Annotated in this window: 32 protein-coding genes; 4 read left to right on the forward strand and 28 right to left on the reverse strand. The window is 68.2% G+C overall.

Annotated elements, in window-relative coordinates:
• Positions 1-92 precede the first annotated feature (92 nt).
• The 26 genes from AB0G32_RS03625 to AB0G32_RS03750 all read right to left on the reverse strand — a co-directional run bounded on the left by AB0G32_RS03625 (position 93) and on the right by AB0G32_RS03750 (position 15,970).
• The gene (locus AB0G32_RS03625) at positions 93-746 is read right to left on the reverse strand and encodes an adenylate kinase (RefSeq protein ID WP_361157579.1); all 654 of its coding nucleotides are present in this window, start codon (positions 744-746) and stop codon (positions 93-95) included.
• Positions 746-2,059 carry a preprotein translocase subunit SecY gene (secY, locus tag AB0G32_RS03630; RefSeq protein WP_361157581.1) on the reverse strand — a complete coding sequence of 438 codons (1,314 nt, stop codon included), beginning with the start codon at positions 2,057-2,059 and terminating at the stop codon, positions 746-748. The genes AB0G32_RS03625 and secY overlap by 1 nt, the downstream gene beginning before the upstream one ends.
• Positions 2,060-2,300: 241 nt before the next feature.
• On the reverse strand, positions 2,301-2,756 hold the full coding sequence (gene rplO, locus AB0G32_RS03635) for a 50S ribosomal protein L15 (protein WP_361157584.1): 456 nt from the start codon (positions 2,754-2,756) through the stop codon (positions 2,301-2,303).
• Between the two features lie 2 nt (positions 2,757-2,758).
• Positions 2,759-2,941 (reverse strand): 50S ribosomal protein L30, encoded by a 183-nt coding sequence (gene rpmD / locus AB0G32_RS03640; protein WP_005481207.1) that lies wholly within the window; start codon positions 2,939-2,941, stop codon positions 2,759-2,761.
• Positions 2,941-3,546, reverse strand: coding sequence for a 30S ribosomal protein S5 (gene rpsE, locus AB0G32_RS03645; protein ID WP_007494753.1), 606 nt, complete (start codon positions 3,544-3,546; stop codon positions 2,941-2,943). The genes rpmD and rpsE overlap by 1 nt, the downstream gene beginning before the upstream one ends.
• 43 nt (positions 3,547-3,589) lie before the next feature.
• Positions 3,590-3,973 carry a 50S ribosomal protein L18 gene (gene rplR, locus AB0G32_RS03650; protein ID WP_361157587.1) on the reverse strand — a complete coding sequence of 128 codons (384 nt, stop codon included), beginning with the start codon at positions 3,971-3,973 and terminating at the stop codon, positions 3,590-3,592.
• 3 nt (positions 3,974-3,976) lie between these two features.
• Positions 3,977-4,516, reverse strand: a complete 540-nt coding sequence (gene rplF / locus AB0G32_RS03655) for a 50S ribosomal protein L6 (RefSeq protein ID WP_361157590.1) — start codon at positions 4,514-4,516, stop codon at positions 3,977-3,979.
• Positions 4,517-4,540: 24 nt separating this feature from the next.
• Positions 4,541-4,939: a 30S ribosomal protein S8 gene (rpsH, locus tag AB0G32_RS03660; RefSeq protein ID WP_003974254.1), complete on the reverse strand. Its 399-nt coding sequence runs from the start codon at positions 4,937-4,939 to the stop codon at positions 4,541-4,543.
• Positions 4,940-5,151: 212 nt separating this feature from the next.
• Positions 5,152-5,337 carry a type Z 30S ribosomal protein S14 gene (locus AB0G32_RS03665; protein ID WP_003948630.1) on the reverse strand — a complete coding sequence of 62 codons (186 nt, stop codon included), beginning with the start codon at positions 5,335-5,337 and terminating at the stop codon, positions 5,152-5,154.
• Between the two features lie 5 nt (positions 5,338-5,342).
• Positions 5,343-5,900 (reverse strand): 50S ribosomal protein L5, encoded by a 558-nt coding sequence (rplE, locus tag AB0G32_RS03670; protein ID WP_053753925.1) that lies wholly within the window; start codon positions 5,898-5,900, stop codon positions 5,343-5,345.
• Positions 5,900-6,223 (reverse strand): 50S ribosomal protein L24, encoded by a 324-nt coding sequence (rplX, locus tag AB0G32_RS03675; protein WP_003992365.1) that lies wholly within the window; start codon positions 6,221-6,223, stop codon positions 5,900-5,902. Before rplX ends, rplE begins: the two co-directional genes overlap by 1 nt.
• A 2-nt stretch (positions 6,224-6,225) precedes the next feature.
• Positions 6,226-6,594 (reverse strand): 50S ribosomal protein L14, encoded by a 369-nt coding sequence (rplN, locus tag AB0G32_RS03680; protein ID WP_003974257.1) that lies wholly within the window; start codon positions 6,592-6,594, stop codon positions 6,226-6,228.
• A 127-nt stretch (positions 6,595-6,721) separates the two neighbouring features.
• Positions 6,722-7,012, reverse strand: a complete 291-nt coding sequence (rpsQ, locus tag AB0G32_RS03685; protein ID WP_361157594.1) for a 30S ribosomal protein S17 — start codon at positions 7,010-7,012, stop codon at positions 6,722-6,724.
• Positions 7,012-7,236: a 50S ribosomal protein L29 gene (gene rpmC, locus AB0G32_RS03690; protein ID WP_010036720.1), complete on the reverse strand. Its 225-nt coding sequence runs from the start codon at positions 7,234-7,236 to the stop codon at positions 7,012-7,014. The genes rpsQ and rpmC overlap by 1 nt, the downstream gene beginning before the upstream one ends.
• Positions 7,236-7,655 carry a 50S ribosomal protein L16 gene (gene rplP, locus AB0G32_RS03695; RefSeq protein WP_361157597.1) on the reverse strand — a complete coding sequence of 140 codons (420 nt, stop codon included), beginning with the start codon at positions 7,653-7,655 and terminating at the stop codon, positions 7,236-7,238. Before rplP ends, rpmC begins: the two co-directional genes overlap by 1 nt.
• A 6-nt stretch (positions 7,656-7,661) precedes the next feature.
• Positions 7,662-8,492, reverse strand: a complete 831-nt coding sequence (gene rpsC / locus AB0G32_RS03700) for a 30S ribosomal protein S3 (protein WP_361157600.1) — start codon at positions 8,490-8,492, stop codon at positions 7,662-7,664.
• Positions 8,492-8,839, reverse strand: coding sequence for a 50S ribosomal protein L22 (gene rplV, locus AB0G32_RS03705; RefSeq protein ID WP_003974262.1), 348 nt, complete (start codon positions 8,837-8,839; stop codon positions 8,492-8,494). The genes rpsC and rplV overlap by 1 nt, the downstream gene beginning before the upstream one ends.
• Positions 8,840-8,881: 42 nt before the next feature.
• Positions 8,882-9,163: a 30S ribosomal protein S19 gene (rpsS, locus tag AB0G32_RS03710; RefSeq protein WP_320777746.1), complete on the reverse strand. Its 282-nt coding sequence runs from the start codon at positions 9,161-9,163 to the stop codon at positions 8,882-8,884.
• 12 nt (positions 9,164-9,175) lie between these two features.
• Complete coding sequence (rplB, locus tag AB0G32_RS03715; protein WP_361157604.1) at positions 9,176-10,012, reverse strand: 50S ribosomal protein L2; 837 nt, start codon at positions 10,010-10,012, stop codon at positions 9,176-9,178.
• Positions 10,013-10,052: 40 nt separating this feature from the next.
• The gene (gene rplW / locus AB0G32_RS03720) at positions 10,053-10,472 is read right to left on the reverse strand and encodes a 50S ribosomal protein L23 (protein ID WP_189417913.1); all 420 of its coding nucleotides are present in this window, start codon (positions 10,470-10,472) and stop codon (positions 10,053-10,055) included.
• On the reverse strand, positions 10,472-11,131 hold the full coding sequence (gene rplD / locus AB0G32_RS03725) for a 50S ribosomal protein L4 (protein ID WP_361157607.1): 660 nt from the start codon (positions 11,129-11,131) through the stop codon (positions 10,472-10,474). Before rplD ends, rplW begins: the two co-directional genes overlap by 1 nt.
• A gap of 8 nt (positions 11,132-11,139) precedes the next feature.
• A complete protein-coding gene (rplC, locus tag AB0G32_RS03730; RefSeq protein WP_121748660.1) occupies positions 11,140-11,784 on the reverse strand; it encodes a 50S ribosomal protein L3 in 645 nt (214 codons plus the stop codon).
• Between the two features lie 16 nt (positions 11,785-11,800).
• On the reverse strand, positions 11,801-12,109 hold the full coding sequence (rpsJ, locus tag AB0G32_RS03735; RefSeq protein WP_003948644.1) for a 30S ribosomal protein S10: 309 nt from the start codon (positions 12,107-12,109) through the stop codon (positions 11,801-11,803).
• Between the two features lie 397 nt (positions 12,110-12,506).
• Positions 12,507-13,310 carry a hypothetical protein gene (locus tag AB0G32_RS03740; protein WP_361157610.1) on the reverse strand — a complete coding sequence of 268 codons (804 nt, stop codon included), beginning with the start codon at positions 13,308-13,310 and terminating at the stop codon, positions 12,507-12,509.
• Positions 13,311-13,385: 75 nt separating this feature from the next.
• Complete coding sequence (locus tag AB0G32_RS03745) at positions 13,386-14,540, reverse strand: acyltransferase (protein ID WP_361157613.1); 1,155 nt, start codon at positions 14,538-14,540, stop codon at positions 13,386-13,388.
• Positions 14,541-14,776: 236 nt separating this feature from the next.
• Complete coding sequence (locus AB0G32_RS03750; protein ID WP_361157615.1) at positions 14,777-15,970, reverse strand: MFS transporter; 1,194 nt, start codon at positions 15,968-15,970, stop codon at positions 14,777-14,779.
• Positions 15,971-16,061: 91 nt separating this feature from the next.
• On the opposite strand from AB0G32_RS03750, the gene AB0G32_RS03755 reads away from it, so the two are divergent.
• Positions 16,062-16,991, forward strand: coding sequence for a LysR family transcriptional regulator (locus AB0G32_RS03755; protein WP_361157617.1), 930 nt, complete (start codon positions 16,062-16,064; stop codon positions 16,989-16,991).
• Here AB0G32_RS03755 and AB0G32_RS03760 read toward each other — a convergent pair.
• Positions 16,988-17,191 (reverse strand): DUF397 domain-containing protein, encoded by a 204-nt coding sequence (locus AB0G32_RS03760; RefSeq protein WP_361157619.1) that lies wholly within the window; start codon positions 17,189-17,191, stop codon positions 16,988-16,990. The genes AB0G32_RS03755 and AB0G32_RS03760 overlap by 4 nt on opposite strands.
• Positions 17,188-18,036, reverse strand: a complete 849-nt coding sequence (locus tag AB0G32_RS03765; RefSeq protein ID WP_361157622.1) for a helix-turn-helix transcriptional regulator — start codon at positions 18,034-18,036, stop codon at positions 17,188-17,190. The genes AB0G32_RS03760 and AB0G32_RS03765 overlap by 4 nt, the downstream gene beginning before the upstream one ends.
• Before the next feature lie 117 nt (positions 18,037-18,153).
• On the opposite strand from AB0G32_RS03765, the gene AB0G32_RS03770 reads away from it, so the two are divergent.
• From AB0G32_RS03770 to AB0G32_RS03780, 3 genes are all read left to right on the forward strand, one after another.
• Positions 18,154-18,624 carry an ATP-binding protein gene (locus tag AB0G32_RS03770; RefSeq protein ID WP_361157625.1) on the forward strand — a complete coding sequence of 157 codons (471 nt, stop codon included), beginning with the start codon at positions 18,154-18,156 and terminating at the stop codon, positions 18,622-18,624.
• A 196-nt stretch (positions 18,625-18,820) separates the two neighbouring features.
• On the forward strand, positions 18,821-19,663 hold the full coding sequence (locus tag AB0G32_RS03775) for a helix-turn-helix domain-containing protein (RefSeq protein ID WP_361157627.1): 843 nt from the start codon (positions 18,821-18,823) through the stop codon (positions 19,661-19,663).
• A 16-nt stretch (positions 19,664-19,679) separates the two neighbouring features.
• A complete protein-coding gene (locus AB0G32_RS03780; RefSeq protein WP_361157630.1) occupies positions 19,680-20,654 on the forward strand; it encodes a hypothetical protein in 975 nt (324 codons plus the stop codon).
• Positions 20,655-20,663 lie beyond the last annotated feature (9 nt).

The following is a 20,663-nucleotide window of genomic DNA, read 5'->3' on the forward strand; positions in this document are numbered from 1 at the left end:
CCGCCCGGCCGCGCCGGGCCGCGCGACGTCCCCCCACAGCACAGCCGCGGCCCCCGGAACAGGGACCGCGGCTGCGACCGGCGTAACAAGATCTACTGCTCGCGCTTGAGCGCCTCCAGCGCCCGCCCGGTGACCTCGTCGACCGCCCCCATCGCGGAGATGGTGACGACCAGCCCCTGCGACTTGTAGTAGTCGATGATCGGCTCGGTCTGCGTGTGGTAGACCTCCAGCCGCTTGCGGACCGTCTCCTCGGAGTCGTCGTCCCGCTGGTACAGCTCGCCGCCGCAGACGTCGCAGACGCCTTCCTTGGCCGGCTTGGTGTACGTCACGTGGAAGACGTGCGCCGAGTCGTTCCGGCAGACCCGCCGTCCGGCGATCCGCTTGACGACCTCTTCCTCCGGTGCCTCGAGATCGAGCACCGCGTCGAGCTTCATGTCCTCGGTCTCGAGCAGCTCGTCCAGCGCCTCCGCCTGGGAGACGTTGCGCGGGAAGCCGTCCAGCAGGAAGCCGCCCTCGGCGTCGGGCTGCTCCATCCGGTCCTTCGCCATGGCGATGGTGACCTCGTCGGGAACGAGGTTGCCGTCGTCCATGTAGGACTTGGCGAGCTTGCCCAGCTCGGTCTGCTGGCTGATGTTGGCGCGGAACAGGTCACCCGTGGAGATGTGCGGGATGTGCAGCGTCTCGGCAAGGCGGGTGGCCTGCGTTCCCTTACCGGCACCCGGCGGCCCGACGAGGACGATTCGCATCAGCGGAGGAACCCTTCGTAATTGCGCTGCTGGAGCTGGCTCTCGATCTGCTTCACCGTCTCCAGTCCCACACCCACGATGATCAGGATGCTGGTACCACCGAACGGGAAGTTCTGGTTTGCCCCGAAACCAACCAACGCCATCGTCGGCACGAGAGCGATAAGACCCAGATACAGCGAACCCGGCCAGGTGATCCGGTTGAGTACGTAGCTCAGGTACTCAGCGGTCGGTCGGCCAGCCCGGATGCCCGGGATGAAGCCACCATACTTCTTCATGTTGTCCGCGACTTCCTCGGGGTTGAAGGAGATCGCCACGTAGAAGAACGCGAAGAAAACAATGAGCAAGAAGTAAAGCGTGATGTAGATGGGGTGGTCGCCCTTGACGAGGTTGGCCTCGATCCAGGTCTTCCAGCCGGACGTGCCGCTGGAGAACTGGGCGATCAGAGCCGGGATGTACAGCAGCGACGACGCGAAGATGACGGGGATCACGCCCGCCTGGTTCACCTTGAGCGGGATGTACGTCGACGTACCGCCGTAGGACCGGCGGCCGATCATCCGCTTGGCGTACTGCACGGGAATGCGGCGCTGTGCCTGCTCGACGAAGACCACCAGGCCGACCATGACCAGGCCGACGGCGATCACCGTGCCGAACTCGATCCAGCCGTCGGCCAGCGAGCCCTGCGTCTTGATGGCCCACAGGGCGGACGGGAAGGTGGCGGCGATCGAGATGAACATGAGGATCGACATGCCGTTGCCGATGCCGCGGTCGGTGATCAGCTCACCGAGCCACATGACACAGGCGGTACCGGCGGTCATGCAGACCACCATCACGATGGTGGTGAAGATGGCCTGATCCGGCACGATGCTGCTGGCGACGGTGCAGCCGGAGAACAGGGCGCCGCTGCGGGCCGTGGCGACCAGACCGGTGCCCTGGAGGATGGCGAGTGCCATGGTCAGGTAGCGGGTGTACTGCGTGATCTTCGCCGTACCCGCCTGGCCCTCCTTCTTCAGGGCCTCCAGGCGCGGGATCACGACGGTCAGCAGTTGGAGAATGATGCTGGCCGTGATGTACGGCATGATGCCGAGCGCGAAGACCGTGATCTGCAGCAGGGCTCCGCCGCTGAACATGTTGACCAGACCGAAGAGGCCCTGGTTGCCGGATGCCTGGTCCACACACTCTTGAACGCTCTTGTAGTCGACGCCCGGGATCGGGATGTGCGTACCCACTCGGTACACGATGATGATCCCGAGCGTGAAGAGGAGCTTCTTGCGCAGGTCGGGCGTCTTGAACGCCCGGGCGAACGCGGTGAGCACGGTGCCTCCTGCGACCCCCGCGCTGGCGCGTCAAGGGTGACGGTCTTGAGGTTCGACTGACGACTTATTGAGTAACGGTCAACTGCCGCTCAGGGTGCCCCATGTGTGACACCCGTGAAAGTGGGCAGTTCCGGTCACCTTACCGGCGAGACCACTGCCCTTGGAACGACCAACCGGGGATACCCCATTTGTGGGGTATCCCCGGTCGGGATCGCTCAAGTCATCGAGACGCCTGAGATGTTCAGACGAGCTCGGTGACGCTGCCGCCGGCGGCGGCGATCTTCTCCTTGGCGGAGGCGGAGGCCTTGTCGACCCTCACCTCGACCGCCACGGAGATCTCGCCCTCGCCGAGGACCTTGACCAGGCTGTTCTTGCGAACGGCGCCCTTGGCCACCAAGTCCTCGACCGTGACCTCGCCACCCTGCGGGTAGAGCGCGGCCAGCTTGTCGAGGTTCACGACCTGGTACTCGGTCTTGAACGGGTTCTTGAAGCCCTTCAGCTTCGGAAGACGCATGTGGAGGGGCATCTGGCCACCCTCGAAGCGCTCCGGAACCTGGTAGCGGGCCTTCGTACCCTTGGTACCACGACCGGCCGTCTTACCCTTCGACGCCTCACCACGACCCACACGGGTCTTGGCGGTCTTGGCGCCCGGGGCGGGACGGAGGTTGTGGATCTTGAGCGGGTTCTGCTCCGCCATGATCAGTCGACCTCCTCGACCGTCACGAGGTGGCGGACGGTGTGCACCATGCCGCGGAACTCGGGACGATCCTCCTTGACGACCTGCGTGTTGATGCCCTTGAGACCAAGGGAACGCAGGGTGTCACGGTGGTTCTGCTTGCTGCCGATGTACGACTTCGTCTGCGTGATCTTGAGCTGCGCCATTACGCACCAGCCCCGGCACGCGCACGCAGCAGAGCCGCGGGAGCGACGTCCTCGAGCGGCAGACCGCGGCGGGCCGCGACCTCCTCGGGACGCTGCAGGCCCTTGAGGGCCGCCACGGTCGCGTGCACGATGTTGATCGCGTTGTCGGAGCCGAGCGACTTCGACAGGATGTCGTGGATGCCGGCGCACTCGAGCACGGCGCGCACCGGACCACCGGCGATAACACCGGTACCGGGCGACGCGGGCTTGAGCAGCACGACGCCGGCCGCCTTCTCACCCTGGATCGGGTGCGGGATGGTGCCCTGGATACGGGGGACCTTGAAGAAGTGCTTCTTGGCCTCCTCCACACCCTTGGCGATGGCGGCCGGCACCTCCTTGGCCTTGCCGTAACCGACACCCACGGTGCCGTCACCGTCGCCCACCACGACCAGCGCGGTGAAGCTGAAGCGACGACCACCCTTCACAACCTTGGCGACACGGTTGATCGCGACGACGCGCTCAACGTATGCGGTCTTCTCGGCGGCAGCTGCGCCGCCGTCACGGCCCTTCCGGTCCCGCCGCTCGCCGCCACCGGCACCGCCACCGCGGCGCTGGGGTCCAGCCATTGGAATTACCTCTCTCTGTTTCCGCTAGCGATACGGAACCGGCTCAGAACTTCAGTCCGGCTTCGCGGGCGGCGTCCGCCAGGGCGGCGATGCGCCCCGCGTACTGGTTTCCACCGCGGTCGAACACCACGGCCTCGACACCGGCGGCCTTGGCGCGCTCGGCGACCAGGGCGCCGACCTGCTTGGCCTGCGCGGACTTGTCGCCCTCGGCGCCGCGGATCGAGGTGTCCAGGGTGGACGCCGAAGCCACGGTGTGGCCCTTGAGGTCGTCGATCACCTGCGCCACGATGTGGCGGTTGGAGCGGGTCACGACCAGACGGGGACGCTCCGCCGTACCCGCGACACGCTTGCGGATGCGGATGTGGCGGCGCTTGATCGCGGCGCGCTTGTAGGCGTCGCCCTTGAGGATCTTCTGCCCGTATGCCATGGCTTACTTACCCGCCTTTCCGACCTTGCGGCGGATGACTTCGCCCTCGTACTTGACGCCCTTGGCCTTGTACGGGTCGGGCTTGCGGAGCTTGCGGATGTTGGCCGCGACCTCGCCGACCTTCTGCTTGTCGATGCCCTCGACAGAGAAGTGGGTCGGGTTCTCCACCTTGAAGGAGATGCCCTCGGGCGCCTCCACGGTGATCGAGTGGCTGTAGCCGAGGGCGAACTCCAGGTTCGAACCCTTGGCCGCGACGCGGTAACCGACACCGCTGATTTCGAGCTTCTTCACGTAACCCTGGGTCACGCCGGTGATCATGTTCGCCACCAGCGTGCGGGACAGGCCGTGCAGGGCCTTGTTCTGACGCTCGTCGTTGGGGCGGGTGACGTTGAGCACGCCGTCCTCACCCTTGGCGATCTCGATCGGCGCCACGATGGTGTGGGTCAGCGAACCCTTGGGGCCCTTGACCGACACCGTCTGGCCGTCGATGGTGACGTCCACGCCGGCGGGAACCGCGATGGGGAGCTTGCCGATGCGCGACATAGCTGTTTCCTCCGTTCCCTTCCGCTACCAGACGTAGGCGAGGACTTCCCCACCCACGCCCTTCTTGCCGGCCTGCTTGTCGGTGAGGAGCCCGTGCGACGTGGAGATGATCGCCACGCCCAGGCCGCCGAGCACCTTCGGCAGGTTGGTGGACTTCGCGTAAACCCGGAGACCGGGCTTGGAGATCCGCTTGATGCCCGCGATGGAGCGCTCACGGTTCGGGCCGAACTTGAGCTCGAGGGTGAGGTTCTTGCCGACCTCGGCGTCCTCGGTCTTCCAGCCCGTGATGAAGCCCTCCTGCTGGAGGATCTCCGCGATGTGAGACTTGATCTTGGACGCCGGCATCGTCACGGAGTCGTGGTACGCCGAGTTCGCGTTCCGCAGACGCGTAAGCATGTCTGCGATCGGATCAGTCATGGTCATGAAGTGGCCTTCGGCCTCTCTCGCCGGGGTTTCCTGGTGCGCCATCCCTCTCCCCGATCCGAGACGGGACGGGTGCGGCGCGGTGGACCTACGGCGTAGTAAGTCGTATGGGCGCGACAGGCGCCCAACCCTGCAAGCCTACGGCATGCGGGGGTGGGCTCCTGTCGACCCAGTTGCTTACCGAGAGCCCTGGGAAGTCCCTAGAAGGGGAACTACCAGGAGCTCTTGGTCACGCCCGGCAGCTCGCCACGGTGAGCCATCTCACGAAGGCACACGCGGCACAGGCCGAACTTGCGGTACACGGAGTGCGGGCGGCCACAGCGCTGGCAGCGGGTGTAGCCACGCACACCGAACTTCGGCTTGCGAGCAGCCTTGGCAATCAGAGCCTTCTTCGCCATCTCGCTCACGCCTCCTTGAAGGGGAAGCCGAGGTGACGAAGGAGCGCGCGGCCCTCAGCGTCGTTGGTCGCCGTGGTGACCACGGTGATGTCCATACCCCGGACGCGGTCGATCTTGTCCTGGTCGATCTCGTGGAACATGACCTGCTCCGTGAGACCGAAGGTGTAGTTGCCACGGCCGTCGAACTGCTTGGGGGACAGACCGCGGAAGTCGCGGATGCGCGGGAGCGCCAGCGACAGGGTGCGGTCCAGGAACTCCCACATGCGGTCGCCACGGAGCGTGACGTGGGCACCGATCGGCTGGCCCTCGCGCAGCTTGAACTGCGCGATGGACTTGCGGGCCTTGGTGATGGCCGGCTTCTGACCGGTGATGGTGGTCAGGTCACGGACGGCACCGTCCATGAGCTTGGAGTCACGGGCGGCGTCGCCGACACCCATGTTGACCACGATCTTGACGAGGCCGGGGATCTGCATGACGTTCTCGTACTTGAACTCGTCACGCAGCTTGCCCGCGATCTCCTCGCGGTACTTCGTCTTCAGACGCGGAGTGGTGGTGGTAGCCATCAGATGTCCTCACCCGTCCGCTTGGCAACGCGGATCTTGTTGCCTTCGTCGTCGAAGCGGTAACCGACGCGGGTCACGACCTTGTTGCCGTCCTTCTCCACGACCAGCTGGACGTTGGAGACGTGGATCGGCGCCTCGGTGGTGACGATGCCGCCGGCCTGCGAACCGCGAGCGGTCGGTCCGGCCTTGGTGTGCTTCTTGACCCGGTTGACACCCTCGACCAGGACCCGGTCCTCACGGGGGAAGGCCGCGATGACCTTGCCCTGCTTGCCCTTGTCCTTACCGGTGATGACCTGAACCAGGTCGCCCTTCTTGATCTTCATGCTCACAGCACCTCCGGCGCGAGGGAGATGATCTTCATGAACTTCTTCTCGCGCAGCTCACGGCCGACGGGGCCGAAGATACGGGTGCCGCGAGGGTCGCCGTCGTTCTTCAGAATGACGGCGGCGTTCTCGTCGAAGCGGATGTACGAGCCGTCCGGACGGCGGCGCTCCTTGACGGTGCGAACGATGACCGCCTTGACGACGTCACCCTTCTTCACGTTGCCACCGGGGATCGCGTCCTTGACGGTGGCGACGATGACGTCACCGATACCCGCGTAGCGGCGGCCGGAGCCACCGAGCACACGGATGGTGAGAATTTCCTTCGCACCCGTGTTGTCGGCGACACGCAGCCGCGACTCCTGCTGGATCACGTCTATCTCCTGAATGTCTGCCGGTTCCCGGCAGGGGCCTCAGTTGCGAGAGCCCCTGCCGAGCCTGGCGGAACTGTCCTGCGGGTCTGCCCGCAGGAATACCTTGCTTCGGAATTCCCTGCGGGAATTACTTGGCCTTCTCGAGGATCTCGACGACGCGCCAGCGCTTCGTCGCGGACAGCGGCCGGGTCTCCATGAGGAGGACGCGGTCGCCGACGCCCGCGGCGTTCTGCTCGTCGTGCGCCTTGAGCTTGTTGGTACGGCGGATGACCTTGCCGTACAGCGCGTGCTTGACGCGGTCCTCGACGGCGACGACGACGGTCTTGTCCATCTTGTCGCTGACGACGTAACCCTCACGGGTCTTGCGGAAACCGCGCGCCTCGGTCGTCGTGTTCTCAGTCACGTTGCTCTCGCTCATCAGGCGCTCTCCACCGTCTCGATGCCCAGCTCGCGCTCACGCATCAGGGTGTAGATCCGCGCGATGTCCTTACGGACGGCCTTGAGCCGGCCGTGGTTCTCGAGCTGTCCGGTCGCCGCCTGGAAGCGGAGGTTGAACAGCTCTTCCTTGGCCTCGCGGAGCTTGTTGAGCAGCTCCTCGTTGCCCAGCTCGCGCAGCTCGGACGCCTTGGTACCGGCCGACATCACGCTTCACCTGCCTCGCGCTTGACGATCTTGCACTTCATCGGCAGCTTGTGGGCCGCACGGGTCAGGGCCTCGCGCGCGATCTTCTCGTTCGGGTAGGACAGCTCGAACATGACCCGGCCCGGGTGCACGTTCGCGATCCACCACTCGGGCGAACCCTTACCGGAACCCATGCGGGTCTCGGCGGGCTTCTTGGTCAGCGGGCGGTCCGGGTAGATGTTGATCCAGACCTTGCCGCCACGCTTGATGTGACGGGTCATGGCGATACGAGCCGCTTCGATCTGGCGGTTCGTGACGTACGCAGGCGTCAGGGCCTGGATGCCGTACTCGCCGAACGAGACCGTCGTACCGCCCTTGGCCTGACCACGGCGCTTCGGGTGGTGCTGCTTGCGGTGCTTGACCCTACGGGGGATCAGCATGACTGGTCAGGCCTCCGTTCCGGTGCTCTCAGCCGGAGCGGCAGCGGCGGGCGCGTCGGCCTTGGGGGCCTCGGCGGCCGGAGCCGACTGCTGCTGCGGCTTGCGCCCACGACGCTCGCCACCGCGGCCACGGGCCGGGCGGTCGTTGCCGCCACCACGGGCCGGGCGGTTGCCGGCACGGGCGGCCGCGTTCTCGGCGCGGACCTCGGCGATGTTCTTGACGTCGCCCTTGTAGATCCAGACCTTCACGCCGATGCGGCCGAAGGTCGTCTTGGCCTCGAAGAAGCCGTAGTCCACGTTCGCGCGGAGCGTGTGCAGGGGCACGCGGCCCTCGCGGTAGAACTCCGAGCGGGACATCTCGGCGCCGCCGAGGCGGCCACCGCACTGGATCTTGATGCCCTTGGCGCCGGCCTTCATCGTGCCCTGCATGCTCTTGCGCATGGCACGACGGAAGGAGACGCGGGAGGAGAGCTGCTCGGCGACGGCCTGGGCCACCAGCTGAGCGTCCGTCTCCGGGCTCTTGACCTCGAGGATGTTCAGCTGGACCTGCTTGCCGGTCAGCTTCTCCAGGTCACCGCGGATGCGGTCGGCCTCGGCGCCGCGGCGGCCGATGACGATGCCCGGGCGCGCCGTGTGGATGTCCACGCGGACACGGTCACGGGTGCGCTCGATCTCGACCTTGGAGATGCCGGCGCGCTCCATGCCGGACGTCATCATCCGACGGATGGCGACGTCTTCCTTGACGTAGTCCTTGTACAGCTTGTCGGCGTACCAACGCGACTTGAAGTCGGTGGTGATGCCGAGCCGGAACCCGTGCGGGTTTACCTTCTGGCCCATTACCGGGTTCCTTCCTTGCTGCTGACGACCACGGTGATGTGGCTGGTCCGCTTGCGGATCCGGTAGGCGCGGCCCTGGGCACGCGGCCGGAACCGCTTCAGGGTCGGGCCCTCGTCGACGTACGCCTCGGAGATGAAGAGGCTGTCGGCGTCGGTGTGGTCGTAGTTGTGCGCGGCGTTGGCAATGGCGCTGTCCAGCACCTTGCCGACCGGCACGCTCGCGGCCTGCGGGGCGAAACGCAGGACCGCCTGAGCCTCCGTGGCGTCCATGCCACGGATGAGGTCCACCACGCGGCGGGCCTTCATGGGCGTGACGCGGATGTACCGCGCCTGGGCCCTGGCTTCCATGGTTGTCCCTTCGGTGTTAGTCATAGTCGATTCCACCCCGCCTTAGCGGCGCTTCGACTTCCGGTCGTCCTTGACGTGACCCCGGAAGGTGCGGGTCGGCGAGAACTCGCCGAGCTTGTGGCCGACCATGGACTCGGTGACGAACACCGGGATGTGGGTCTTGCCGTTGTGCACCGCGATCGTGTGGCCCAGCATGCTGGGGACGATCATCGAGCGACGGGACCAGGTCTTGATGACGTTCTTGGTGCCTGCTTCGTTCTGCGTGTCCACCTTCTTGATCAGGTGGTCGTCGACGAAGGGCCCCTTCTTCAAGCTACGCGGCATCTCAACCCGTCCTTAGCGCTTCTTGTTCGTCTTGCGGCGGCGGACGATGTACTTGTTCGACGCCTTCTTGGGCGAACGAGTACGGCCTTCCTTCTTGCCCCACGGGGACACGGGGTGACGGCCACCGGAGGTCCGGCCCTCACCACCACCGTGCGGGTGGTCCACCGGGTTCATGACCACACCACGGACGGTCGGGCGAACGCCCAGCCACCGCTTGCGGCCCGCCTTGCCCCAGTTGATGTTCGACTGCTCGGCGTTGCCGACCTCGCCGACGGTGGCGCGGCAGCGCGCGTCCACCATGCGGATCTCGCCGGACGGCATACGCAGGGTCGCCATGGCGCCCTCGCGGGCCAGCAGCTGAACGGAGGCACCGGCCGAGCGGGCGAACTTGGCGCCGCCACCGGGACGGAGCTCGATCGCGTGGATCGTGGTACCGACCGGGATGTTGCGGAGCGCCAGGTTGTTGCCCGGCTTGATGTCGGCCCCGGGACCGTTCTCGACGCGGTCGCCCTGCTGCAGGTTGCGCGGGGCGAGGATGTAGCGCTTCTCGCCGTCCGCGTAGTGCAGCAGCGCGATGCGCGCGGTGCGGTTGGGGTCGTACTCGATGTGCGCGACCTTCGCCGGCACGCCGTCCTTGTCGTGCCGACGGAAGTCGATCACTCGGTAGGCGCGCTTGTGTCCGCCACCCTGGTGGCGAACGGTCACACGACCGGCGTTGTTACGGCCGCCCTTGCTGTGCAGCGGGCGAACCAGCGACTTCTCCGGCGTGGACCGCGTGACCTCGACGAAGTCGGCGACGCTGGCGCCACGACGGCCAGGAGTCGTCGGCTTGTACTTGCGGATTCCCATTTCTCAGTCCTCGTCCGATATCGGACGATCCGGACCTCCGTCAGGAGGTCGGACCGCCGAAGATGTCGATACGGTCGCCCTCGGCGAGGGTCACGATCGCGCGCTTGGTCGCGGCACGCTGGCCGAAACCGGTGCGGGTGCGCTTGCGCTTGCCCTGGCGGTTGATCGTGTTGACCCCGGTGACCTTGACCGAGAAGACCGCCTGCACGGCCTCCTTGATCTGGGTCTTGTTGGCCCGGGGGTCGACGATGAACGTGTACTTGCCGTCGTCGAGGAGCGCGTAGCTCTTCTCGGAGACGACCGGCTTCAGCAGGACGTCACGGGGGTCCGTGTACGACTTGCTCAGCGGCGTCTCGACGGTGTTCTTGCCCTCGGTGGCGTGGCGGCGCGCCTTGGCGACGCGCGCGGCCTTGGCGGCCTTGGCCGCCTTCGAGGCGATGCTCGGGTGACGCGTAGCCATCAGGCTTCGCTCCCTTCGGTGTCAGCGGCCTTGTCGGGGCCAGACACGAAGGACTCGAACGCGGCCTGGGTGAAGACCACGTCGTCCGAGACGAGAACGTCGTACGTGTTCAGCTGGCCCGGCTCCAGGATGTGGATCTGGGGCAGGTTGCGGGCGGACAGCCACGCGGCCTCGTCGGCGCGGTCGACGACCAGGAGCAGGTTCTTGCGCTCCGAGATCTTGCCGAACAGCGTCCGGGCGGCCTTCGTGGAGGGAGTCTCGCCCTCGATCACGCCGGTGACGACGTGGATGCGGTCGTGCCGGGCCCGGTCGGTGAGGGCGTGCCGCAGGGCGGCGGCCTTCATCTTCTTCGGGGTCCGCTGCGAGTAGTCACGCGGCTGCGGGCCGTGGACGACGCCACCGCCGGCGAACTGCGGCGCGCGGGTCGAACCCTGGCGGGCGCGGCCGGTGCCCTTCTGGCGGTACGGCTTCTTGCCGCCACCGCGGACCTCGCCACGACGCTTGGTCTTGTGCGTGCCCTGGCGGGCAGCGGCGTTCTGCGCGACGACGACCTGGTGAAGCAGCGGGATGCTGATCTTCTCCACGCCGAAGATCTCCGCGGGGAGCTCGACGCTACCGGTCTTCTCGCCCGCAGGCGAAAGGATGTCAACAGTGCTCATCGGTTACCTCAGGCCCCCTTGGCCGCGGTGCGGACCAGGACGAGGCCGCCGTTCGGACCGGGAACCGCGCCCTTGATGAGCAGCAGACCCTTCTCCGCGTCAACGGCGTGGACGGTCAGGTTCTGGGTGGTGACGCGCTCGTTGCCCATGCGACCCGCCATGCGGAGGCCCTTGAACACGCGGCCCGGGGTGGCGCAGCCACCGATGGAACCGGGCGAGCGGTGCTTGCGCTGGGTGCCGTGGCCGGCGCCGAGGCCCTTGAAGTTGTGACGCTTCATGACACCGGCGAAGCCCTTGCCCTTGCTCTTGCCGGTGACGTCAACCTTCACGCCCGACTCGAACACCTCGGCGGTGACTTCCTGGCCCAGCGTGTACTCGGCGGCGTCCGCGGTGCGGATCTCGACGAGGTGACGGCGGGGGGTGACGTCGGCCTTGGCGAAGTGGCCCTTGAGGGGCTTGTTCACCTTGCGCGGGTCGATCTCGCCGAAGGCGATCTGGACCGACTCGTAGCCGTCGACGTCGTTGGTACGCACCTGGGTCACGACGTTGGGGCCGGCCTTGACGACGGTGACCGGAACAACACGGTTGTTCTCGTCCCACACCTGCGTCATGCCGAGCTTCTCGCCCAGGATGCCCTTGATCTGCTTGGTCATCTTCAGATCACCGGCCTCAGAGCTTGATCTCGATGTCGACACCGGCCGGGAGGTCGAGTCGCATCAGGGAGTCAACGGTCTTGGGGGTCGGGTCGAGGATGTCGATCAGGCGCTTGTGCGTGCGCATCTCGAAGTGCTCGCGCGAGTCCTTGTACTTGTGCGGCGACTTGATGACGCAGTACACGTTCTTCTCAGTGGGCAGCGGCACCGGGCCCGCGACCGACGCACCAGTGCGCGTCACCGTCTCGACGATCTTCTTCGCCGAAGAGTCGATGACCTCGTGGTCGTAGGCCTTGAGCCGGATGCGGATCTTCTGTCCCGCCATGGCTACTCCGTAGTCCTGTCTCTCTTCACGCTCTGGCACATCCGGCGTCCTCCGACCCACGCGGTCGGGCGTGTCGCACTCTCGCTGACACAGATGCCCTACCTCGAACATCCCTGCGATGGGGAGTGCGGGCCCTTCCGGAACCGCGGACCGGGGGCGAAAACCCACCGGGCACCTGGCCGGAACCCCGCATACGCTTCCCGAAAGATTCCCGTACGTCCGCCCCTGCACCTCTCGGTGCAATACATGGAGCGACGAGTACTGTGGGACTCGCTTCCGGTCCCCCCGGCGGGAGGCGCGCAGCATCGGCACTCGACCGAGCAACCCCGCTAGTCTGCCATACGGGGCATCGAGGACGCCAATCGAGCGCAGAACCCTACCCCGGGGGTGACGTAGATCAAACCTGACTCCCGGGCGGCAGCGCCCGGACCACCGGCTCGGCGGCCGGCGCCGCGGACCGCTGCTCGGGAACCCCGGCCGCGGCACACCACCCGGCGGGCGCGTGCGGGCACCGCCAGACACAGCCGCCGCAGGCCGGTTCGGGCGCGGTCCGGGCCGCGCCCGGGTCGGGCTCCGGGTCCGGCGGCTCGGCCGGGGGCGGCGGCACCGGGCCGACCAGCGGCACGTTCCCCGAGCTGAAGGCCGAGTCGTACCGCTCCCGGGCCGCGCGCCAGATCCGGCGGCGTTCGGCGCCCCGCGCGTTCAGGGAGATCTCGGAAAGATGACCGTCCAGGCAGTTGTCGAACTGCTCGTCCAGTCGCCGCCGGGACTCGGCGAGCCGGGCCAGCCAGTCCCCGAGGCCGGCCAGCCGGCCCACCCCGGCCGGCACTACGACGTTGTCCAGCGCCTGGCACAGCCCGTACAGCTCGTCGGCGAACGCCCTGGGCGCCGGCTGCCACAGCACGTAGTCGCGGATGGTCTCGTCGGCCCGCGCGTCCGCCTCCCTCCGGCGGTCCTGGAAACCGGCGTAGATCCGCCCGGCCGGCCGGTCCAGCCGACCGCCCTCCAGCAGTGTGCGCAGGTCGGCCTCGCAGTGCCCGACCGCCGACGCGGCGGCCCCCGACACCAGCCCGCAGAGCGCGCCGAACGTGATCACGGGTTCGTGGGGGCGCTCGCGCCGGGGCGTCCCCCGCAGCGCGACGACGGCCACCACGACGGCGCTGAGCGCGCTGATGGAGGCCACGACGATGTCGCTCCGCACGCTTCCCCCCTTACGCAGCCGAGCGCTGACGTCACTGAACGTCAAGGGTAGGCGCGGGCGACCTCGCCGGACAGGTCACCCGTTGTCCGCGTTGCGCAGCCGGGCGAAGGACGTGTCCAGGCCGCGCTTGACCAGGCGGGCCACCGGCCGCTCCACCAGCCGGTGCACCAGGTGGCTCAGGACGCAGAAGCCGGCGATCAGCACCACCAGCAGCAGCCGGGGGTCCATCGTGTCCCGCAGCCGGTTGATCAGCGTCGTGCCCGCCACGTAGTGGACCAGGTACAGCGGATACGTCAGCGCGCCCGCCGTCACCAGCCACTTCCACCGGACCCGGTCGGTGTGGCCGAGGGCGACGGCGGCCATGAAGAGCAGGAAGACCGTGTAGATCAGGAAGGCGCCGCGCCAGCCGGAGACGTGTTCGACCTCGTCGATACGTTTCCCCAGTTCCAGCTGGCCCATCAGCCAGGCCATGCCGAGGATGCCCCACAGCAGCAGGTCCGGGCCGAAGCGGTGCATCAGGTACAGGGCCAGCCCGGCGATGAAGAACCACGCGCCGTCCGGGTTGGCGACCAGTTCGAGCAGCGGCAGGTCGGAGACCGGCGCCAGCATCGCCACCGCGCCCCACACGCAGCAGAACGCCACCACCCTGCGGTACGTCAGCCCCATCGCGACGACGACCAGGAAGAGCAGGTAGAAGCGCAGTTCGGACCAGAGGGTCCAGTAGACGCCGTCGACGTTCGGCACCGCCGAGCCGGACTGGAGCATGGTGAGGTTGAACAGGACCTCGCGCACCTTCAGGCGCTCCCACACGCCGGGTACGAGCACCAGCACGCCGGTGGTGAACAGGACCGCGAACCAGTAGGCCGGGTAGAGCCGGATCACCCGGGAGACGAAGAACTGCCGGGGCGAGCGCCCCCAGCTGGACATGCAGATCACGAAGCCGCTGATCACGAAGAAGATCTCGACGCCGATCCAGCCGTAGGTGGCGACGTGGTGCACGGTCGGCATGATGTCGCCGACCGGCCGGCCCCAGATGACATTGCCCGGCCGCTCGGTCCGGTAGGTGCCGGCGTAGTGGTGCAGGGCCACCATCAGCGCGGCGACCAGCCGGATGCCGTCGATCACGTACAACCGGCGCCCGGGACTCCGTCCGCCGCCGCTCGGGCGCCCGCCGGTCGGGGAGCGCTGGGCCGGGACGGTGACGGTGAGCGGGGGCAGTGGTTGCTTCACCCCACCAGACAAGAACAGTGCTCATGTCATGCGGTAGGGGTGTGGGCGATCTGGCGCAAAGCCCTTCGACAGCGTTGCCACAGAGTTCACCGAGTGTTCTCCGAGGCGGCTGTCACCTCCTGCGCCCGGCGGCAACGGTGTCCGTACGAGAGCGACGACCCGGGGAGCGGCCGACGCCGCCTCGCGCGTCGCGCCGGGGGCGACCGCCCTGCCGGGTGACCGTCTCTCCGGCAAGCTCACACCGGCCCCCGGCTCGCCGGCTCGGCCCGAGGCAGCAGCAACGGGGTCGCCAGCAGCAGTACGCCGGCCAGCCCGACGGCGGTACGCGGCCCGAGCAGCCCGCCCAGCACCCCCCACAGGGCCGTCAGCAGCGCGGTCGACCCCTTCGCGGTCACTGTCCAGGCGGTCAGCACCCGGGTGACCCGGTCGCCCGGCGTCCGCTGGAGCCGGTAGGTGGCGTACACGGGGTTGAACACCCCGCAGCACAGAATCAGCCCGAACTCCACGCCGATCACCAGCACCAGCCCGCCCGTGCCCGGCCCGACGAAGGCCAGCCCGACCGGCCAGACCGCCCGCAGCGTCCCGGCCCCGGCCAGCACCCGGCCCGGTCCGAACCGCCCGACCAGCGGCCGGGCCAGCCGCGCCCCGAGCAGCCCGCCGACCGAGGGCGCGGCGAACGCGAGCCCGTACTCCCACGGCTCGAACCGCAGCGGCCCGAGCATCAGGACGGCCAGCAGCGGCGAGGTGGCCAGCACCAGCCCGTTGAACAGCGCGGTGTTGAGGAACAGCGGCCGCAGCGCCGCGTCGGCGACGATGAACCGCCAGCCGTCGAGCAACTCCCCGGCCCGCGGCCGACCGCCCCCTCGCCGCTCGGGCTCCGTTTCCCGCCCGCCCATCGCCCGGATGCCGAGCGCGGACACCAGATAGCTGACGGCGTCCGCGGCGACGGTCGCCACCGGCCCGAGCACCCCGACCAGTACCCCGCCCAGCGGCGGCCCGACGATCGTCGCCGACCAGGCCGTGGCCTCGAACCGGGCATTGACGACGAGCAACTCCTCCCCCGTCAGCACCGCCTTCAGATACGCCCCGGAGGCGGCCCGAAACCCGATGTCGGCCGCCGCCACGACAATCGACACCACCAGCAGTTGTACAAAGCTCAGTACGCCGATTGCGTACGCGCCGGGCACGCTGAGCAGCGCCGCCCCCCGCACCAGGTCCATCCCGATCAGCACCGGCCGCTTGCGCCGGAACTCCACCCACGGCCCGAGCGGCACCGCGACGGCCGCGCCCACCGCCGCACCCACGGCGGACAGCGCCGCGACCTCGGCCGACCCGGCCCCCAGCACCTGCACGGCGATCAGCGGAAACGCCCCGAAGGCCAGCCACGTACCGAGCGCACTGGTCCCGTACGCCGCCCAGAGCCATCCCATGCCGCCCATCCAACCGAGCGAGGAGCGTTGCCATCAAACAACCAGAGCACCACTGCCCAACAACTTCCGGTTGTGTCTCTAGGCTGTCCTGATGGATCTCGACACCGTCCGCACCTTCGTCGCCGTGGCCGACGCGGGCCAGTTCCAGGAGGCCGCCGCCGAGCTGGGCATCACCCAGCAGGCGGCGTCCAAGCGCGTCGCCACGCTGGAGCGGAGTGTCGGCGTCCGCCTGTTCACCCGCACTCCGCGCGGCGCCCGCCTCACCATCGACGGGCAGGCGTTCCTCCCGCACGCCCGCGAGCTGCTGCGCGTGGCCGACCGGGCGGCGGCGTCCGTCCGCACCGGCCGCCGCCCCCTGCGCGTCGACGTCCTGACCTCCCGCAGCGCGCAGTCCCGTCTGATGCGGGGCTTCCACGAGACGCACCCCGAGATCGACCTCGACATCCTGACGATCTTCGACATCGACACGGCCGTCGCCGCGATCCGCTCCGGCGCGCTGGACGCGACGTTCCGCGCGGTGGCCGCGCCGGGCCGCCCGCTGCCGGACGACATCGACTCGGTACGGGCACTGGACGAGCCGCTGCACCTGCTCACGGGTCCGGGCCACGCCCTGGCCGGCGCCTCTTCGGTGCCCCTTGCCGAACTCGCCGGGCACCGCATCTGGATGCCGGGCCTCGCCGCCCCCGGCACCGAGTGGGCGGCGTACTACGACGCCCTGGTCGCGGAGTTCGGCCTGACGATCGAGGCGACGGGCCCGAACTTCGGCTCGGACGCGCTGTTGGACACGATCGCGGACACGCCGTCCTTGGCCACGTTCATGGGCGCGGGCTCGCGGCTGGTCTGGCCGAGCGGCCACGACCTGCGCCTGATCCCGGTGACCGACCCGACCCCGGTGTACCCGCACTCACTGCTGTGGCACCGGGACGGTGCCCATCCGGGGCTGGGGGTGTTGCGAGGCCACCTCGCGACCGGCGGGGAGGCCGACGGAACGTGGGTGCCGAGGTGGGTACTTCCGCGCTAACGGACGTACGCCACGAAGTCCGCCCAGGTGGCGGGGGTGACGGTCAGACGGGGGCCGGTGGTGGTTTTGGAGTCGCGGACGTGCAGGGTGTGCGGGGTTATCGCGATCTCGACGCAGGACTCGCCGTTCGTGCCGCCGCTGTAGCTGCTCTTGAACCACGCCAGTTCGGAGACGTCCCCGGCGATCTTCTTACGCATCACGTGTCTCCCAGCAGTTTTTCGATGAAGGTCAGCGACTCCCGTGGCGAGAGAGCCTGGGCCCGGATGGTCCCATACTGCAACTCCAGGATGCGGAGGTGTTTGGGCTCCGAAACGGGCCGCCCGTTAAAGAGGCCGTCGGAGCGCCCCACCGCCGTACCGTCCGGGAACTTCAGCAACTCGATCCTGCCGTCCAGCCCCGGGTGGGCGTCGGTGTTCGTCGGCATCACCTGGAGCGTGACGTTGTTCAACCGCCCTGCCTCCAGCAGACGTTCGAGTTGTCGCCGCCACACCATTGTGCCGCCGATCTGACGACGCAGCGGCGCTTCCTCCTGGACGAAGTGCATCGACGGAGCCGGGTCGCGGTCGAAGACCTCCTGCCGGGCCAGCCGCGCGGCCACCATCCGTTCCACATCGTCCGATGAGTACGGCGGCTGCGCGGCCTCGATCAGGGCCCGAGCATGATCCGGCGTCTGCAACAACCCGGGGATGATGTTGCACTCGTACAGGCCGATCTCAACTGCCTTCCCCTCCGCCTTCCCCATCTCCCGAACCTTCTTCGGATAGCGGACCCTCTTCACGTCCTCCCAGGTCGCTGAGATGAGCCCGCCCGCGTCCAACACCTGGTCCGACCGGTCCAGATACGTCTTCTTGGGAATCCGCTTCCCACCCTCGACCTTGTAGACGAGGTCCTCTCCGTACCCGATCGCCGCCCCGAACTCCGCGGCCCGCATCCCCGCGGCCTCCCGCCGCAGCTTCAACTGCCGACCCACCGTCGCGATGACCGCGACACCCCACTCGTCGTCGGGATCGACCGCCCACCCCGGCTCATCCACCTCGACCGTCATCACGCACCTTTCATCGCACCTGACAACCCCGTACACCCGGGACAAGCTCCGGACAGTCACATCACGCAAGCGCTGAGTCACTGTTCACGGTATGCGGACGACGCCACGCTGGGTGACGTGAACCAGAAATCCCCCGAACTCATCACCGCCCCCCAAGACTTCACCGTGCAACTCTCCCCCACCCCCCGAGGCGCCCGCCTCGCCCGCCTCCTGGCAACTGAGCAGCTCCGCTCCTGGGGCCTCCCCACCCACCCCGCCGACCTCCTCGTCGCCGAACTGGCCAGCAACGCCGCCACCCACGGCCGGGTCCAGGGACGCGACTTCCACGTCCGCCTCCACGTCCTGGACGACACCCTCCGCATCGAGGTCACCGACACCCGGGGCGAACAACTCCCCGCCCTTCAGGCCCCCGACGACGACGCCGAAAGCGGCCGTGGCCTGCTCCTCGTTGAGGCGTTGGCCGACCGCTGGGGCGTAGCGGACGGCCGCTTCCCGCGCAAGACCATGTGGGCAGAAGTGGGCGTCGGCTCACCGGAACCCGGTTCTCCGCGCTCCGGTGCTTCGGGCGCCTTTCCCAAGGAACTCTGAAGGGAAAGAACCCCACCAAGCCCCGCCTTTCCGCCCACGGCGGCGGCTCACTCGCCCGGGTGAACATCACCGGCTCGGCTGGCACTCGGGTCCCTCAACTGCCTTACGCTCAGCCGCAACGCAAACAAAACGGCCCCCGCCGGGACTGGCATCCCACCGCGAGGGCCTGACCACCCAGGAAGATAAGAGCTTCCCGATGGATACCGAAAACCTTAGCGTTCCCCCCTGCGCTCCGTCCGACGTTGCCGACGACTATCCCCCGGCCGGGGTGATCCACGACAACGTCCGCCACACCACCCGCTTCACGGTCGTCGGCAACCACCTCGCCCAGCACAGCGAACTCTCCGGCCTGGCCATCGGCGTGGCCGTGCACATCCAGTCGCTGCCGACCGGCACACCCTCCGACATCAAGTCCGTCGCCCGCCGCCTCCGCGAGGGCACCACCCGCGTCGCCGCCGCCATGCGCGAGCTGGAGGCTCACGGCTACCTCCGCCGCGAGCGCACCCGGAGCCCCGACGGCCGGATCCTCACCCGCACGGTCTCCTGCAACCAGCCCGGCGCCACCCGTCAGCCCCGGTCGCCGCACGCCCCCAAGCCCCGCCGCGAGGCAACGGCCGCACCCAGGAAACGCGCCCTACCCGCCGTACCGAAGCCGTCGTGCCCCGCCCCCGCCCTCATCGCGCAGGCCATCGACGTCCTCGCCGGCCTCCGCCGCCACGACTCCCGCCTGCTGCTCTCCGAGGACGACGCCGCTCACCTGGCCCCCGGCGTCGCCGCCTGGCTGGAACGCGACGTGTCTCCCGCCGCCGTACGCCAGGCCCTGACGACCGGCCTCCCCCTCGAAGACCTCCGCCGCCCGGCCGCCCTCCTGGCCCACCGCCTCACCGACCGCCTGCCACCCGCACCCCCGTTCCGGGCTCCGGCGGCACCCCCACCACCCCCGCTGGAACTGCGCAACTGCGACGGCTGCGACCGGGGCTTCCGCGCTCCTCAGGGCGTGTCCCACTGCCGCGACTGCCGCACCGCCAATCACCCGTGACTCCGCAAGGAACTCCATGGTCAGCTCGTCCCACGAGGCGATGCACCGCATCTTCCAGGACCACCCGACGCTCTTCTCCCGCGTCTCCGATGCTCTCGGCCTCCGCTTGCCTCCGCCGGTCGCGGTCAGCGTGCTGCCCAACGACGTGACCGAGACGGAGCCCATCGAACGCCGTATCGATACTCTGCTCCGTATCGAGACCAGGCACGACGGGCCCTTCCTGCTCGCCATCGAGGCACAGCGCAAAAAGGACCCGGAAAAGTCGGTCAGCTGGAGCTACTACCTCGCCTACCTGCGCAGCAAGTACCGTCTGCCGCCGCTCCTCCTCGTGGTCTGCCAGGATCACGCGACGGCCGAGTGGGCGGCCCGGCCGGAACCCATCGGGTTCTGCTCATGGCCCTCGCTGACGGTGCGGCCCATCGTCGCCGGTCCTCACAACATGCCGGTGATCACCGAGCCGGACCAGGTCCGCGAAGACTTCGCCCTGGCTGCGCTGGCCGCGATCGTCCACGGCACGAGCCCGGACATCGAGGGCATACTGAAAGCGATGTCGACGGCGCTCATGGATGAACCGGAGGCCGTCGGCACACCCTTTGTCGAACTCATCTTCCGAGGACTGGGCAAACTGCCCGCCGCAGAGATCTGGAGCAAACTGGTGGTTGTGGACCTTGATTTCTACCAGTCGGACTTCATGAAGAAGGCACTGGCGAAAGCCCGCGCCGAAGGGCTCGCTCAAGCGGACGCCGAAGTGCGCGCCCAAGCACGCGCCGAAGTGCGCGCCCAAGCACGGGCCGAAGTGCGCGCCGAAGTGCGCGCCGAAAGCGAGGCGCGACAGGCGGCCAAGGACGTCCTCGCCGTCCTGGACAAGCGCGGCATCGACGTCCCGCAGGAAGCACGCGAGCACATCACCCACTGCACCGACCCAGAGACCCTGCACACCTGGCTCCTGCGAGCCGTGACCGCCACCTCCCTCGACGAAGTCCTCGAGTGACAGATCCGA

The organism is Streptomyces sp. NPDC023723 (assembly GCF_040639815.1).
Taxonomy (GTDB): domain Bacteria; phylum Actinomycetota; class Actinomycetes; order Streptomycetales; family Streptomycetaceae; genus Streptomyces.